The organism is Paracoccus sp. S-4012 (genome assembly GCF_009674885.1).
In the GTDB taxonomy this organism is placed as follows: domain Bacteria; phylum Pseudomonadota; class Alphaproteobacteria; order Rhodobacterales; family Rhodobacteraceae; genus Paracoccus.
The window spans coordinates 383,960-398,101 of sequence record NZ_WKKA01000001.1 but is presented as its reverse complement, the minus strand read 5'-3'; the positions used below and the strand labels follow the sequence as shown (position 1 = coordinate 398,101).

The window sequence follows — 14,142 nt, the reverse complement described above, 5'->3', positions numbered from 1 at the left end:
TTCCTATCCCCAGAGGGCCGGGTCGGCCGGATGGACGCCCGCTTCGTCGTAGCGCAGCGGGTGGTCGCGGTCTTCCGCCAGCAGCAGCGGACCGTCAAGGTCCACCACCTCGGCCCCCTGCGCCACGAGGATGGCGGGCGCCATCGCCAGCGAGGAGGCCGCCATGCAGCCGACCATGACGCCGAAGCCGGCCGCGCGGGCGGCGTCGCGCAAGGCGAGCGCCTCGGTCAGCCCGCCGGTCTTGTCCAGCTTGATGTTTACAACGTCGTATTTCCCGGCGAGCGCGGCGAGGCTCTTGCGGTCATGGCAGCTCTCGTCGGCGCAGACCGGAACGGGGCGCGCCATGCCGCGCAGCGCCTCGTCGTCCTCGGCGGGCAAGGGCTGCTCGACCAGCACAACGCCGAGGCGAGCGAGTTCCGGGGCGAGGGCGGCGTAGGCGTCCGGGGTCCAGCCCTCGTTGGCGTCCACGACGAGGCGGGCGTTCGGGGCGCCCGCTCGCACCGCTTCCAGGCGTGGCAGGTCGTCGGGGGTGCCGAGCTTGATCTTTAGCAGAGGCATATGGGCGTGAGCGGCGGCCTTCGCCCGCATGGCCTCCGGCGTGTCGAGCGAGAGGGTGAAGCAGGTCGGCAGCGGCTTCGGCTCCGCAACCCCGGCCAGTTGCCAGACCGGCCGCCCCGACCGCTTCGCCTCCCAGTCCCAGAGCGCGCAATCCACCCCGTTCCGCGCCGCACCCGGGGGCAGCAACGATTGCAGCGTCTCGCGGGTAACGTCCTCGGGCAGCCCCACGACATGCGCCAGCACGCCTGCGACCGTCTCGCCGTAGCGGCCATAGGGGACGCATTCCCCGCGCCCGGTGATGCGCTCGCGCGTGACCGTGACCTCCACCACCTCCACATGCGTCCGCGCATTGCGGCTGATGGCGAAGACGCCGTCGAAGGCGAAGCGGCGCGGGGCGGCGGTGAGCATGGGCGGGTCCTTTCAGTCTGCCGCAGATGAGCCCGCCTCGGCCTGCCCCGCAAGGCAAATGCTTGCACCCCCTCGCGCAACAACCTATCGCGACGGCCGATCCTTCCGACATATCCTTGCGAGGAGCCCCGCATGTCCTTCCGCACCCAGCCGCCCGCCCCTGCCCGCCTCAACCGCTGCCAGCTCTTCGGCCCCGGCTCGCGCGAGGCGCTGTTCGAAAAGATGGCGGCGTCCGCGGCTGACGTCATCAACCTCGACCTCGAGGATTCGGTCGCGCCGGACGACAAGGACAAGGCGCGCCGGAACGTCATCCAGGCGATTGGCGACATCGACTGGGGCCGCAAGACGCTGTCGGTGCGGATCAACGGGCTCGACACGCCGTGGTGGTATCGGGACGTGGTGGACCTGCTGGAGCAGGCCTCGGACCGGCTCGACCTCATCATGATCCCCAAGGCCGGGAACGCGAAGGACCTCTATGCAGTGGACGCGCTCGTGACCGCCATCGAGGCGGCGAAGGGGCGCGGCAAGCGCCTCGGCTTCGAGGTCATCATCGAGACCGCGGCCGGGATCTCGCATGTCGAGGAGATCGCCGCCGCCTCGCCGCGCCTGCAGGCCATGAGCCTCGGCGCGGCGGATTTCGCGGCCAGCATGGGGATGCGGACCACCGGCATCGGCGGCACGCAGGAGAACTACTACATGCACCGGGAAGGCCAGAAATACTGGTCCGACCCGTGGCACTGGGCGCAGACCGCCATCGTCGCCGCCTGCCGCACGCATGGCGTGCTGCCGGTGGACGGGCCGTTCGGCGACTTCTCGGATGACGAGGGCTTCCGGGCGCAGGCGCTGCGGTCCGCGACGCTGGGGATGGTCGGCAAATGGGCGATCCACCCCAAGCAGGTCGCGCTCGCCAACGAGGTCTTCTCGCCCTCCGACGCCGCGGTCGCCGAGGCGCGCGAGATCCTCGCGGCGATGGAGAAGGCCAAGGCCGAGGGCCAGGGCGCCACGGTCTACAAGGGCCGGCTGGTGGACATCGCCTCGATCAAGCAGGCCGAGGTGATCGTGAAGGCGGCGGAGATGATCGGGGCCTGACGGCCTCGCCGCAGACCGGGCAGGCCGGATCGCGCCTCAGCGCAATGGTCCGGGTCTCGCCCCAGAGGCCGTCGAAGACCAGCATCCGCCCGCGCAGCGGCGCGCCGGCCCCCGCGATCAGCTTGATCGCCTCGAGCGCCATGACCGAGCCGACGACGCCGGGCAGCGCGCCGACCACTCCGGCCTCGGCGCAGGAAGGGGCGAGGCCGGGGGCGGGCGCCTCGGGGAACAGGCAGGCGAGGCAGGGCGCGTCGCGGGCCGGGTCCCAGACCGTCACCTGCCCCTCCCATTGCGCGATGGAGCCGGCGACCAGCGGCACGCGGGCGGCGACGCAGGCGCGGTTGGTGCCGGCGCGCGAGGCGTAGCTGTCGGTGCCGTCGAGGACGAGGTCGTGCTCCGCGACCAGTTCGACATCCGCCTCGGTGATCCTGCGCCCGAGCCGGTTGACGGCGATGTGCGGGTTCAGCGCCGCCATCGTCTCGGCCGCGGCCTCGATCTTGGGGCGGCCGAGATCGGCGTCGCGGAACAGCACCTGCCGCTGCAGGTTCGAGAGGCTCACGGTGTCGTCGTCCGCGATGGTGATCCGACCCACCCCGGCGGCGGCGAGGTAGAGGCAGACCGGCGCCCCGAGCGCCCCCGCCCCGACCACCAGCACCCGCGCCCGCCTGAGCCGCTGCTGGCCCGGCCCGCCAAGCTCGCGCAGGACGATGTGGCGGGCATAGCGGTCGAGTTCGACCTCGCTCATGGGCGGCGGGGCGGAGGAGGAAGCGGCCGCGGGGCGGTGGCCGACGACGCCGGGGCGGGTCTCGGCATTGGCGGCGGCGCGGCGGCGGAGCCGGGCGATCAGCGCGGTATAGCCGCCGACAAGGGCGAGGAGGACGGCGCCCGCCGCCCAGAGCCGCAGCCCGGAGGCGGTGTCGCCTCCCGTGAGCGCGGGAACCAGCCCGAGGCACCACCCGGCCGCGAGGGCGAGCGCAAACCGCAGTCCACGCCAGCCGCGCCACCAGCCGAGGCCCGCCATCGCCGCCATCCCGGCGAGGCCGATGGCAACGATGCCGTTCATCCGCGCCCCGTCGAGCCGAAGCCGCCCGTTCCACGCGTCGTCTCCGGCAGCGCGGCAACGGCCACAAACCGCGCCTGCGATACCGGCGCGACGACCAGCTGCGCGACCCGCTCGCCGTGGCGCAACGTGACCGCCTGCTGCCCGAGATTGGCCAGCAGCACTTGCACCTCGCCGCGATAGTCGCTGTCGATCGTGCCAGGCGCGTTCAGCACCGTCACGCCCTCGCGCAGCGCCAGCCCCGAGCGCGGCCGCACCTGCCCCTCCCACCCCTCCGGGATGGCGAGGATCAGCCCGGTCGGCACCGCCATGCGTGCACCGGGCGCGAGCACGGCCTCGCCGCCGCGCAGGTCGCAGCGCAGGTCGGCGCCCGCGGCGCCCGGCGTCTCATAGGCGGGCAGCGGCAGCGTGGGGTCGGCGCCCTCGGCGCGGGCGATCTCGATCAGCGGGATGTCCATCCGTTCGTCCTGCGGCCCGCCGCCGGGGGCGTCAAGCGGGCAAGCAAAAGGGCGGCGCCGCCGGTGCGGGCCGCCCGTCCGGGTGCGGGAAAAAGGCTCAGCGCGGCGAGATCATCATCACCATCTGCCGGCCTTCCATCTTCGGCATCGATTCGACCTTGCCGATCTCGGCCACCTCGCCCGCCACGCGGCGCAGCAGCTCGGCCCCCAGCTCCTGGTGGGCCATCTCGCGGCCGCGGAAGCGGAGCGTCACCTTGACCTTGTCGCCCTCGCCCAGGAACTTCACCACGTTGCGCATCTTCACATCGTAGTCGTGGTCGTCGGTTCCGGGACGGAACTTGATTTCCTTGACCTCGATGATCTTCTGCTTCTTGCGCGCCTCGGCCTCGCGTTTCTGCTGTTCATACTTGAACTTGCCGAGGTCCATGATCTTGCAGACCGGGGGCTCGGCGTTGGGCGAGATTTCGACCAGGTCCAGCCCGGCCTCCTCGGCCAGCATCATGGCCCGCGCGGGGGTCACGACGCCGACATTTTCGCCGTCGGCCCCGATCAGGCGGATTTCGGGGGCGCGGATGCGGTCGTTGACGCGGGGGCCGGTGTCGCGGGTCGGCGGCGCGTGGTGCGGTCTGCGGGCTATGGTGGTGATCCTTGTCCAGTGAAGGGAGTGGCGCGCAAAATAGTGATCCCGGGCCGCGCTTTCAACCGGGCATCGGCAGCCGCCCTTCCGGCACGGGCGCGGCTGTGGCATACCGGAACCGGCAGGCGCGCGCCTGCATTGGGCGGCACACGCCCCACCGCCAACTGAGGTTCCTGTCCGATGTCGCGCACGCCCGTCCTGCTCCTCGCCGCGCTTCTCGTGATCCTGCTGGCGGGGTTCTGGTGGGTCGCGGGCGACGGTGATTCGCCGCCAGTCGCGACCGGCGTTCCGGCCGCCGCCCCCGATCCGGCGACCGCCGAGGTCTCGCCCGAAGCGGCCGATGCCGAAGCCGCGGCCCGCACAGCCGAGGAAGCCGCGGATGCCGCGACCGAGGCGGCCGCCGAGGCCGCGCCCGACGCCGGAACCGCACCGGACGAGAGCGCGGCCGAGGCCTCCGCCGCGGCTGATGCCGCCGCCGACGCCGCCGCCATCGCCACCGACGCCGCGGTCGAGGCCAGCCGCGCCGCCGAATCGGCCGAGGTCGGCGCCGCCGATACCGCCGCGGATGCGGCCGAGGCCGCCGCAGAAGCCGCCCTGCGGGCCGCCGAGGAGGCTGGCCGCGCCGCCGCCGAGGCGACCGCGGGCGCCGTTACCGGCAACCCGGCCGGGGCCGAAGCCGCCGCCGCGCAGGCCAGCAGCGCCGCCGCCGAGACCGCCGCCGCCACCGACGCCGCCGCGGCAGCCGCCGAAGCCGCGGCAGGCATCAACCTCGCCCTCACCCCCGAGGGCTTCGACGCCGCCGCCGTCGCCCGGCTGATCGAGGACAGCGCCCTCGATCCGGCGCAGAAGCGCAACCTCGCCGCGCTGGTCGAGAGCACGCAGGACAACCCGGCGCTGCTGCGCTCGGCGCTTGAGCAGGTGCGGGCGGCGCTGCGGTGACGCGACCGGCCTTCGCCGATTGGATCGCCGGGCGCCCGGCCGAACTGGCGCGCGGGCCGATCGCCATCCTGATGATGGAGGACGCGGCGGGGGCCGCCTCGACCATCGCCCACCACCTCGGCCTCGGGTTCCGCCGCATCCTCGCCCTCTCGCCCGAGCCGCTGCCGCTGACGCCCGAGCAGCGGCTGCGCGTGACCGACCTCGGCTGGACCTCCACCGGCCGCGACGCGCATGTCGCGGTCGTCAACCGCGTCATCGCCGCGGTGCCGCCGGGCACCTGGCTCTATTACGGCTGGAACGCGGAATACCTGTTCTTTCCCTTCTGCGAGACGCGCCGGGTCTCGGACCTGCTGGCGTTCCACGCCGAGGAGCGGCGGGACGCGATGCTGACCCATGTCATCGACCTCTATCCGCGCGAGATGCAGGGCTTTCCCGACATCTTCCGGCCCGAGGACGCGATGCTCGACCTCTCGGGCTATTACGCGGTCAGCCGCCGCGACCGCGAGGGCCGCACGCTCGAGCGGCAGTTCGACATCCACGGCGGGCTTCGCTGGCGGTTCGAGGAATACCTGCCGGCTGACCGGCTGCGGCTCGACCGAGTGGCGCTGTTCCGGGCGGCGAAGGGGCTGACGCTGCTGCCCGACCACCGCTTTAACGTCGAGGAGTACAACACCGTCTCCTGCCCCTGGCATCACAACCTGACGGCGGCGGTGGCTTCGTTCCGGGTGGCGAAGGCGCTCGCCCGGAACCCGCGCTCGCGCCGCGGGATCGAGGATTTCGCCTGGGCGGGTTCGGGGCGCTTCGACTGGTCCTCGCGGCAGCTGATGGACCTCGGCATGATGGAGCCGGGGCAGTGGTTCTGAGGCCCGGCGCAACCGCTGCGGTAACGGTGTCTTGCGGGAGTGTTACGCGCGGTGATAGACCTGCCCGACGGATGGCCGGGGTCCGCGCCCCCGGACGCGACGAGAAACGGCACCGCGACACCCCCGCAGGATGAGCTTGAGGACCGCATGACCGAGGCCAGCAACGCCCCCGCGCCGATGCAGCGCACCAGCTTCGGCTTCGAGGATCTGCTGGCCTGCGCCCGCGGCGAGCTGTTCGGCCCCGGCAACGCGCAACTTCCTGAGCCGCCGATGCTGATGATGGACCGCATCACCGACATCTCGGCCGACGGCGGGCTGCACGGCAAGGGCCATGTCGTGGCCGAGTTCGACATCAAGCCCGACCTGTGGTTCTTCGAGTGCCACTTCCCCGGCAACCCGATCATGCCCGGCTGCCTCGGCCTCGACGGCCTCTGGCAGCTCACCGGCTTCAACCTCGGCTGGCGCGGCTGGCAGGGGCGCGGCTATGCGCTCGGCGTCGGCGAGGTGAAGCTGACCGGCATGGTCCGCCCGGATCGGAAACTGCTGACCTACAAGGTCGATTTCACCAAGGCCGTGCAGACCCGCCGCCTGACGATGGGCGTCGCGGACGGCATCGTCGAGGCGGATGGCGAGGTCATCTACCAGGTCAAGGACATGAAGGTCGCCCTCTCCGAGAGCTGACCGCCAGACAAGGGAGGCGCCCATGCGCCGCGTCGTCATCACCGGGCTGGGGATCGTCTCGCCCATCGGCAACAACGCCGCCGAAGTCACCGAGAGCCTGCGGACCGGCCGCTCGGGCATCGTCTTCGCGCCCGACTACGCCGAGCACGGCTTCCGCAGCCAGGTCGAGGGCCGCCCGACCATCGACATTGCCGCGCATGTGGACAAGCGCGACCTGCGCTTCATGGGCGAGGGCGCGGCCTGGAACTTCATCGCCATGCAGCAGGCGATCGAGGATTCGGGGCTGGAGCCGGGCGACGTGTCGAACCCGCGCACGGGCCTCGTGATGGGCTCGGGCGGGCCGTCCACCTCGAACTTCTTCCAGGCCCACAAGATCGTCATCGAGAAGGGCGCGCCGAAGCGCATGGGACCGTTCATGGTCACGCGCTGCATGTCCTCGACCAACTCGGCCACGCTGGCGACGCCGTTCTCGATCAAGGGCGTGAACTACTCGATCACCTCGGCCTGCTCGACCTCGGCGCATTGCATCGGCAACGGCACCGAGCTGATCCAGATGGGCAAGCAGGACATCGTCTTCGCCGGCGGCGGCGAGGAGTTGGACTGGACGCTCTCCTGCCTCTTCGACGCGATGGGGGCGATGTCGTCGAAATACAACGACAGGCCGGCGACGGCGAGCCGCCCCTTCGACGCCACCCGCGACGGCTTCGTGATCGCCGGCGGCGGCGGCGTCGTGGTGCTGGAGGAACTGGAGCATGCCCGCGCCCGCGGCGCGAAGATCTACGCCGAGGTGACGGGCTACGGCGCGACCTCGGACGGCCACGACATGGTCGCCCCCTCCGGCGAGGGCGGCGAGCGGTCGATGCGCCTCGCGCTCGAGACCCTGCCCGAGGGCCGCAGCATCTCCTACGTCAACGCCCACGGCACCTCGACCCCGGTGGGCGACGTGGCCGAGATCAAGGCGCTGCGGCGGGTCTTCGGCGAGGGCGCGGTGCCACCGGTCGGCTCGACCAAGTCGCTCACCGGCCACAGCCTCGGCGCCACCGGCGTCCATGAGGCGATCTATTCGCTGCTGATGATGCAGGCGGGCTTCCTCGCCGCGTCGGCCAACATCACCCAGCTCGACCCCGAGATTCGCCCCGAGGAGATCCTCCTCGAGCGCCGCGACGGGGTGGAGGTCGATTCGGTGCTGTCGAACAGCTTCGGCTTCGGCGGCACCAACGCGACGCTGGTGATCTCGAAGTTCAGGGACTGACAACGAAAATCGGCAGCGGGACGGGCAGGATGGCGGGACTGTTGGAAGGCAGGCGGGGCCTGGTGATGGGCGTCGCCAACGAGCGGTCGATCGCATGGGGCATTGCCCGCGCAGTCGCGGCGGAGGGAGCGGAGCTCGCCTTCAGCTATCAGGGCGACGCCTTCGGCAGCCGCGTGAAGCCGCTGGCCGAGTCGGTCGGCTCGGAGTTGCTGGTGGACGTCGACGTGACCGACGACGCCTCGCTCGACGCGGCCTTCGGCACCCTCGAAGCCCGCTGGGGCAGGCTCGATTTCCTCGTCCATGCCATCGCCTTTTCCAGCAAGGACGAACTCACCGGCCGCTTCGTGAACACCACGCGCGGCAACTTCACCCGCTCGCTGGAGATCAGCTGCTTTTCCTTCATCGACGTGGCCCGGCGGGCAAAGCCGCTGATGGCACCCGGGAGCTCGCTGATCACGCTGACCTATGGCGGCTCGAACCGGGTGACGCCCTTCTACAACGTCATGGGCGTGGCGAAGGCGGCGCTTGAATCGAGCGTGCGCTATCTGGCAAACGACCTCGGCCCCGACGGCATCCGGGTGAACGCGATCAGCCCCGGCCCGATGAAGACGCTGGCCGGCGCGGCGATTGGCGGCGCCCGCAGGACCTATCGCCACACCGAGGCGAACGCGCCGCTGCGCGCCAACGCCACCCTGGAGGCGATCGGCGGCACCGCGGTCTGGCTGATCTCGGACTGGGGCGCCTGCACCACGGGCGAGATCGTGATGGTGGACGGCGGCTATCACGTGATCGGCATGCCGCAGACCGAGAACCTGTGAGGGCGCATCCATGACCCGGCACTTCACCGCCGCCGACGGCGCCCGCCTCGCCTATCGCGACGAGGGCGAGGGCCTGCCGGTGCTGGCGCTCTCGGGCCTGACGCGAACGATGGACGATTTCCAGTACCTGCTGCCGCACCTGCCGGATGGCGTGCGGCTGATCCGCATGGACTACCGCGGGCGGGGCGAGTCGGACCGGACCGGCGCCGCGACCTACACCGTGCCGCAGGAGGGCCGCGACACGCTCGCGCTGCTGGATCATCTGGGCGTCACGAAGGCCGCGGTGCTGGGCACCTCGCGCGGCGGGCTGATAGGCATGATGCTGGCCGCGGTGGCGAAGGACCGGATGCTGGGCCTTTGCCTCAACGACGTGGGGCCGGTGGTGGATCGCAAAGGGCTGGAGGCGATCTTCGCCTATGTCGGCCGCAATCCGGCGGCGAAGACGCACGAGGCGGTGGCCGAGCGGATGGCCGAGACCATGACGGGGTTCTCGGACGTGCCCGAAGGCCGCTGGCTCGACGAGGCGCGGCTGCATTACCGCGGGGGGCCGGATGGGATGTCGATCACCTACGACCCGGCGCTGCGCGAGGCATTCATGGCCGCCTTCGAGGGGGAGCAGCCGGACCTGTGGCCGCTGTTCGACACCGCTCAGGGGCTGCCGCTGGCGCTGATCCGCGGGGCGAACTCGGACCTGCTGTCGGAGGCCACGGCGGCCGAGATGCGGCGGCGGCGGCCGGACATGATCTTCGCCGAGGTGCCGGGGCGGGGACATATCCCGTTCCTCGACGAGCCCGTGGCGGTGGCGGCGATCCGGGCGTGGCTGGTGGCCTGCGGGTTGTGAGGGGTGGTGCGTGGAAACCACGCACCCTACGACGCGATGCTGCAGCGCAAGGGATGGGGGCGCGTGACCCAATCCCGCTTGGTCCGGTGAAGAAGCGAAACAGAGGGTCCGCGCACGCACGAAGGTGGGCGCAATCGCGCCCGCCTGTGGGGCGGGAGGGCGCGGACCCGTCCGCTTTGGCGGACGGGCGGGAGGTAGCGGTGGCGTCAAGAGTAACGAGGTGAGTTGCGTGCTCCCACTACCCCTCCCGCCGCACCCGCCGACGCCGCACCTTCGCCGCCGTCTCCTGCGCCCGCGCCATCCCCGGCTTCCGCCGCACCGGCTTGCCGCGGCCCTTCTTCGACTGACCCGGCACCGCGCTGCCCTCGAGCTCCACCAACTCCAGCGTCAGCCCGCCGGTCATCGGCACCGCCTCGGTCAGCCGCACCGTCACCCGCTGCCCGATGCCGATCTCCACCCCGGTCTCGCTCCCCATCAGGGTCTGCGCGTCGCGGTCGTAGTGGAAGAACTCGCGCCCGATCTCACGGATCGGGATCAGCCCGTCGGCGCCAGTCTCGTCCAGCTTCACGAAGGCGCCGAAGCGCTGCACGCCGCTGATGCGGCCGGTCATCTCGGTGCCGACCCGCTCGGCGAGGAAGGCCGCGAGGTAGCGGTCGGTGGTGTCGCGCTCGGCCGCCATCGAGCGGCGCTCGGTCTCCGAGACGTGCAGCGCGGTCTCTTCCAGCCGCTCGATGTCGGTCGGCCCGAGGCCGTCGTCGCCCCAGCGATGCGCCGAGATCAGCGCGCGATGCACCACGAGGTCCGAATAGCGCCGGATCGGCGAAGTGAAATGCGCGTAGCTCTTCAGCGCCAGCCCGAAATGGCCGAAGTTCGAGGGGTGGTAGTAGGCCTGCGTCATCGACCTGAGCGTCGAAATGTTGATGAGCTCGTCGAAATCCGTGCCCTCGGCCTGCCCGAGCAGCCGGTTGAGGTGGCTGGTCTTCAGCACCTGCCCCTTGGCCAGCGTGAAGCCCGACGCCTCCGCCACCTCGCGCAGCGCGTCCATCTTCTCGGGGCTCGGCTCCTCGTGGACGCGGTAGAGGAGCGGGCGGCGCAGCCTTTCCAACTCCTCGGCAGCGGCAACGTTGGCGAGGATCATGAACTCCTCGATCAGACGATGGGCGTCGAAGCGGTCGCGGAAGTTGACCGACTTCACTCGCCCGTCCGGCGTAAGCTCGATCTTCCGCTCCGGCAGGTCGAGATCGAGCGGCTGCCGCCGGTCGCGGGCGCGCTTCAGCAGGCTGTAGGCGTTCCAGAGGGGGCGGATCACCTCCTCCATCAGCGGCTCGGTCGCCTCGTCGGGGTTCCCATCCGCCGCCGCCTGCGCCTGCTCGTAGGAGAGCGAGGCGCCCGAGCGCATCATGCCCCGGTGGAAGCTGTGGCCGATCTTGTCGCCCGAACTGTTCAGCCGCATCCGCACCGCGATCACCGGCCGGTCCACCCCCTCGTGCAGCGAGCAGAGGTCGCCCGAGAGGATGTCGGGCAGCATCGGCACCACCCGGTCGGGGAAGTAGGTCGAGTTGCCGCGGTTCCAGGCGTCGCGGTCGAGGGCGCTGCCGGGGCGGACGTAATGCGCCACATCGGCGATGGCGACCCAGACGATCATGCCCTCGGGGTTTCGCGGGTCGTCGTCGGGCATCGCCGCAACGGCGTCGTCGTGGTCGCGCGCGTCCGAGGGGTCGATGGTGATGAGCGGCACGTCCCGCAGGTCCTCGCGGCCCGCCATTGACGCGGGCTCGCCCCGGTCGGCCTCGGCCAGCGCCGCGTCGGAAAACGCGTCGGGGATGCCGTGCTGGTGGATGGCGATGAGGCTGATCGCCTTCGGGGCCGAGGGGTCGCCCAGCCGCTCGACGATGCGCGCGAGCGGCAGGCCCATGCGGCCCTTGGGCCCGATCTGCTCGGCCTCGACCAGTTCGCCGTCCTTCGCGGACAGGGTCGCATCGGCTCGCACCCGCCATTCGCGATCCACGCCCTTGTCGATCGGCACGATCCGCCCGCCTTCGGTCGCCTTGCGGAAGATGCCGACGATCTTCTCGGCCTGCGGCTGGCCGATCCGCCGCATCAGTCGCGCCTCGTAGTCGTGGCGCTCGTCGCGGGCCTCGATCAGCCGGGCGAGGAAGCGGTCGCCGGGGCCGATCGCCGGATCGTTCTGCCGCGGCAGGAAGAGGACGCGCGGCTCCGGGCCCTCGCCCTGCCATTCCATCGGCTTGGCCCAGAGGTCGCCCGCGGCGTCCGGGCCGATCAGCACCAGCACCGTCACCGGCGGCAGCTTGTCGGCGTCGCGGTAGTGGCGGCGCCTGCGCTCGATCCGGCCGTCATCGGCGAGCTCGGCCAGCAGCCGCTTCAACTCGACTCGCTCGGCCCCCTTGAGGCCGAAGGCCTTGGCGATGTCGCGCTTTGAACTGGCGGCGGGATGCGCGTCCAGCCAGTCGATGATCTCGGATTTCGTGGGGAGCTTGGCCATGCGCGGGAGGCTAGCATGCGGCCGTGGCGGGTGTGAGGGGGAAAGCGCCGGCGCCTGTCAGGCGAGGTAACGCTGCATGATCCGCAGATAGACCTGCTTCAGCGCCTCGATCTCGGCCTCGGGCACGCGCTCGTCCACCTCATGCATGCCGCGCCCGACGAGGCCGAACTCGACCACCGGGCAATGCTCGTGGATGAAGCGCGCGTCGGAGGTGCCGCCGGAGGTGGAGAGGACCGGCTCGATCCCGCTGACCTCGCGCACCGTCTCGCGGACCAAGTCCACGAAAGGGCCGGGCTCGGTCACGAAGCTCTCGCCGGAGGTTCGCTGGGCCAGGGTGAAGCTGACCCCGGTGGCGGCCTCGACCTCGGCCGCGGCAGCCTCGAGCCGGGCGCGGAGCGAGGCGGAGGTATGGGCGTCGTTGAAGCGGATGTTGACCGTGGCGCGGGCGGTCTCGGGGATGACGTTGGCGGCGGGGTTGCCCACGTCCACCGTCACCACCTGCAGGCCGGAGGGCTCGAAATGCGCCGTCCCCTCGTCCAGCGGCGCGGCGGTGAGGTCGGCGAGCAGCCGGATCAGCGCATGGACCGGATTGCGCGCCCGGTCGGGATAGGCCGCATGGCCCTGCTTGCCGCGCGCCTCGATCTCGAAGGTCGTGGAGCCGCGACGGCCGATCTTCATCATGTCGCCGAAACGCTCGGGGCAGGTCGGCTCGCCTACGACGCAAGCGGACATGCGTTCGCCCTGCCCGGCCATCCAGTCGAGGATCGCGCGGGTGCCGTCCGCCGCCGGGCCTTCCTCGTCGCCGGTGATGGTGACGATCAGCGCGCCCTCCGCGGGTGGCGCCTCGCGGACGAAGTCGCAAGCAGCCGAGACCCAGGCCGCGACGCCCGACTTCATGTCGGTCGCGCCCCGGCCCCAGATCAGCCCCGCGTCGCGGTGGCCGGAGAAGGGCGGATGCGTCCAACTCGACGGATGGCCGGGCGGAACCACGTCGGTATGGCCGTTGAAGCCGAGACTGCGCTCTGCCCCCTTCGCGCCCCAGCGGGCGAAGAGGTTCGGCACCCCATTCCGGTCGCAGCGATGCACCTCGAAGCCCGCGCCTTCCAACATTCCGCCCAGCAGCGTCAGTGCGCCGCCCTCCTCAGGCGTGACCGAAGGGCAGCGGATCAGGCTTGCGGTCAGGTCGGCGGCGTTGGTCATCTCACACTCCGATCTCGAAGGCGCGGCGCACAAGGTTGAGGCCGGTCAGCACCAGCATCACCAGCGTCCAGCGGCGGAACTGCACCACGTCCAGTCGGTCCTGCGCCCGGAACCCGAGCCAGAGGCCGATCAGCGCCGGCACCACCATCGCGGCCGAGAGGGGCAGCGTCTGCGCGTTCAGCACGCCCGAGAACAGATGCGCCACCACCAGCACCACCGCGCCGAGCAGGAAGACCACGCCCTGAACCCGGATCTGCTCCTGCTTGGGTGCGCCGATGCTCAGCAGATAGACGATCAGCGGCGGCCCCCAGATGCCCGAGATGCCGCCATAGAGGCCGCCGATCATGCCCGTCACCGCCTCGACCCGGCGGCGGTGGTGGATTTCGAGGGTGAGCGGGCGGCCGCTCAGCTGCCAGAGGGCGAAACCGGTGATCGGCGCGCCGAGCGCGAGCATCATCCAGGCCTGCGGGATCGACCGCACGAAGGCCGCCGAGACCAGCATGAAGAGGACGACCATGCCGATATGCAGCCGGTAGCGATGCGCGGACTGCACCGCGGGCTCGATCCCCTGCCGGCCCGCCTGCAACAGGTTCGTCACCAGCGTCGGCAGGATCAGCAGCGCGAGCGCCTCGGTCCCGGTCAGGAACGAGCCGAACACCGACATCATGATCATCGGCATGGCGAAGCCGATGGCGCCCTTCACGAAGCCTGCAAAGAGCGTGGTCGCGGCGGCAAACAGGAAGACGGAGGCATCGAGACCGAGGATCATGGGCGAGGCTTAGACGCGGGCCGCGGCGGGTGCCAGTCCCGGCGCGCGCGACCATGGCGACACAAT

The 14,142-nt window shown here is 71.2% G+C and carries 14 protein-coding genes; 7 read left to right on the top strand and 7 right to left on the bottom strand.

From position 1 onward, the window contains the following. Positions 1 to 3 precede the first annotated feature (3 nt). Positions 4 to 966, bottom strand: a complete 963-nt coding sequence (gene dgcA / locus GI374_RS01960) for an N-acetyl-D-Glu racemase DgcA (protein WP_154335318.1) — start codon at positions 964 to 966, stop codon at positions 4 to 6. 132 nt (positions 967 to 1,098) lie between these two features. Between dgcA and GI374_RS01955 the strand changes: the two genes are divergently transcribed. Next, complete coding sequence (locus GI374_RS01955; protein ID WP_154335317.1) at positions 1,099 to 2,055, top strand: L-malyl-CoA/beta-methylmalyl-CoA lyase; 957 nt, start codon at positions 1,099 to 1,101, stop codon at positions 2,053 to 2,055. On the opposite strand, the gene moeB is transcribed toward GI374_RS01955, so the two are convergent. The 3 genes from moeB to infC form a co-directional block, all read right to left on the bottom strand. After that, on the bottom strand, positions 2,006 to 3,118 hold the full coding sequence (moeB, locus tag GI374_RS01950) for a molybdopterin-synthase adenylyltransferase MoeB (protein WP_229582447.1): 1,113 nt from the start codon (positions 3,116 to 3,118) through the stop codon (positions 2,006 to 2,008). The two genes, GI374_RS01955 and moeB, sit on opposite strands and share 50 nt — an antisense overlap. Further along, on the bottom strand, positions 3,115 to 3,573 hold the full coding sequence (gene dut, locus GI374_RS01945; protein ID WP_154335316.1) for a dUTP diphosphatase: 459 nt from the start codon (positions 3,571 to 3,573) through the stop codon (positions 3,115 to 3,117). The genes moeB and dut overlap by 4 nt, the downstream gene beginning before the upstream one ends. A gap of 97 nt (positions 3,574 to 3,670) precedes the next feature. Further along, positions 3,671 to 4,210 (bottom strand): translation initiation factor IF-3, encoded by a 540-nt coding sequence (gene infC, locus GI374_RS01940; protein ID WP_370515111.1) that lies wholly within the window; start codon positions 4,208 to 4,210, stop codon positions 3,671 to 3,673. Positions 4,211 to 4,390: 180 nt separating this feature from the next. Between infC and GI374_RS18795 the strand changes: the two genes are divergently transcribed. From GI374_RS18795 to GI374_RS01910, 6 genes are all read left to right on the top strand, one after another. Next, positions 4,391 to 5,149 carry a translation initiation factor 3 gene (locus tag GI374_RS18795; RefSeq protein WP_195759805.1) on the top strand — a complete coding sequence of 253 codons (759 nt, stop codon included), beginning with the start codon at positions 4,391 to 4,393 and terminating at the stop codon, positions 5,147 to 5,149. Next, the gene (locus GI374_RS01930) at positions 5,146 to 6,012 is read left to right on the top strand and encodes a hypothetical protein (protein WP_370515086.1); all 867 of its coding nucleotides are present in this window, start codon (positions 5,146 to 5,148) and stop codon (positions 6,010 to 6,012) included. Before GI374_RS18795 ends, GI374_RS01930 begins: the two co-directional genes overlap by 4 nt. 177 nt (positions 6,013 to 6,189) lie before the next feature. Then, positions 6,190 to 6,693: a bifunctional 3-hydroxydecanoyl-ACP dehydratase/trans-2-decenoyl-ACP isomerase gene (gene fabA, locus GI374_RS01925; RefSeq protein ID WP_154335585.1), complete on the top strand. Its 504-nt coding sequence runs from the start codon at positions 6,190 to 6,192 to the stop codon at positions 6,691 to 6,693. A 22-nt stretch (positions 6,694 to 6,715) separates the two neighbouring features. Next, positions 6,716 to 7,945, top strand: coding sequence for a beta-ketoacyl-ACP synthase I (gene fabB / locus GI374_RS01920; RefSeq protein ID WP_154335314.1), 1,230 nt, complete (start codon positions 6,716 to 6,718; stop codon positions 7,943 to 7,945). Positions 7,946 to 7,974: 29 nt separating this feature from the next. Further along, on the top strand, positions 7,975 to 8,763 hold the full coding sequence (locus tag GI374_RS01915; protein ID WP_154335313.1) for an enoyl-ACP reductase: 789 nt from the start codon (positions 7,975 to 7,977) through the stop codon (positions 8,761 to 8,763). Between the two features lie 10 nt (positions 8,764 to 8,773). After that, positions 8,774 to 9,604, top strand: coding sequence for an alpha/beta fold hydrolase (locus GI374_RS01910; protein WP_154335312.1), 831 nt, complete (start codon positions 8,774 to 8,776; stop codon positions 9,602 to 9,604). Positions 9,605 to 9,842: 238 nt separating this feature from the next. Here GI374_RS01910 and rnr read toward each other — a convergent pair whose 3' ends face one another. Genes rnr through GI374_RS01895 form a run of 3 tightly spaced genes read right to left on the bottom strand, consistent with a single transcriptional unit; the run spans position 9,843 to position 14,076 of the window. After that, on the bottom strand, positions 9,843 to 12,107 hold the full coding sequence (rnr, locus tag GI374_RS01905) for a ribonuclease R (protein ID WP_154335311.1): 2,265 nt from the start codon (positions 12,105 to 12,107) through the stop codon (positions 9,843 to 9,845). Between the two features lie 57 nt (positions 12,108 to 12,164). Then, positions 12,165 to 13,307 carry a succinyl-diaminopimelate desuccinylase gene (gene dapE, locus GI374_RS01900; RefSeq protein WP_154335310.1) on the bottom strand — a complete coding sequence of 381 codons (1,143 nt, stop codon included), beginning with the start codon at positions 13,305 to 13,307 and terminating at the stop codon, positions 12,165 to 12,167. A gap of 1 nt (position 13,308) precedes the next feature. Continuing rightward, positions 13,309 to 14,076, bottom strand: coding sequence for a sulfite exporter TauE/SafE family protein (locus GI374_RS01895; RefSeq protein ID WP_154335309.1), 768 nt, complete (start codon positions 14,074 to 14,076; stop codon positions 13,309 to 13,311). Between the last annotated feature and the right edge of the window lie 66 nt (positions 14,077 to 14,142).

Bases quoted from the DNA above. Each gene is read 5' to 3' on its own strand.
- dgcA (WP_154335318.1), bottom strand. From the start codon at position 966: ATGCTCACCGCCGCCCCGCGCCGCTTCGCCTTCGACGGCGTCTTCGCC.
- GI374_RS01955 (WP_154335317.1), top strand. From the start codon at position 1,099: ATGTCCTTCCGCACCCAGCCGCCCGCCCCTGCCCGCCTCAACCGCTGC.
- moeB (WP_229582447.1), bottom strand. From the start codon at position 3,118: ATGAACGGCATCGTTGCCATCGGCCTCGCCGGGATGGCGGCGATGGCG.
- dut (WP_154335316.1), bottom strand. From the start codon at position 3,573: ATGGACATCCCGCTGATCGAGATCGCCCGCGCCGAGGGCGCCGACCCC.
- GI374_RS18795 (WP_195759805.1), top strand. From the start codon at position 4,391: ATGTCGCGCACGCCCGTCCTGCTCCTCGCCGCGCTTCTCGTGATCCTG.
- fabA (WP_154335585.1), top strand. From the start codon at position 6,190: ATGCAGCGCACCAGCTTCGGCTTCGAGGATCTGCTGGCCTGCGCCCGC.
- fabB (WP_154335314.1), top strand. From the start codon at position 6,716: ATGCGCCGCGTCGTCATCACCGGGCTGGGGATCGTCTCGCCCATCGGC.
- GI374_RS01915 (WP_154335313.1), top strand. From the start codon at position 7,975: ATGGCGGGACTGTTGGAAGGCAGGCGGGGCCTGGTGATGGGCGTCGCC.
- GI374_RS01910 (WP_154335312.1), top strand. From the start codon at position 8,774: ATGACCCGGCACTTCACCGCCGCCGACGGCGCCCGCCTCGCCTATCGC.
- rnr (WP_154335311.1), bottom strand. From the start codon at position 12,107: ATGGCCAAGCTCCCCACGAAATCCGAGATCATCGACTGGCTGGACGCG.
- dapE (WP_154335310.1), bottom strand. From the start codon at position 13,307: ATGACCAACGCCGCCGACCTGACCGCAAGCCTGATCCGCTGCCCTTCG.
- GI374_RS01895 (WP_154335309.1), bottom strand. From the start codon at position 14,076: ATGATCCTCGGTCTCGATGCCTCCGTCTTCCTGTTTGCCGCCGCGACC.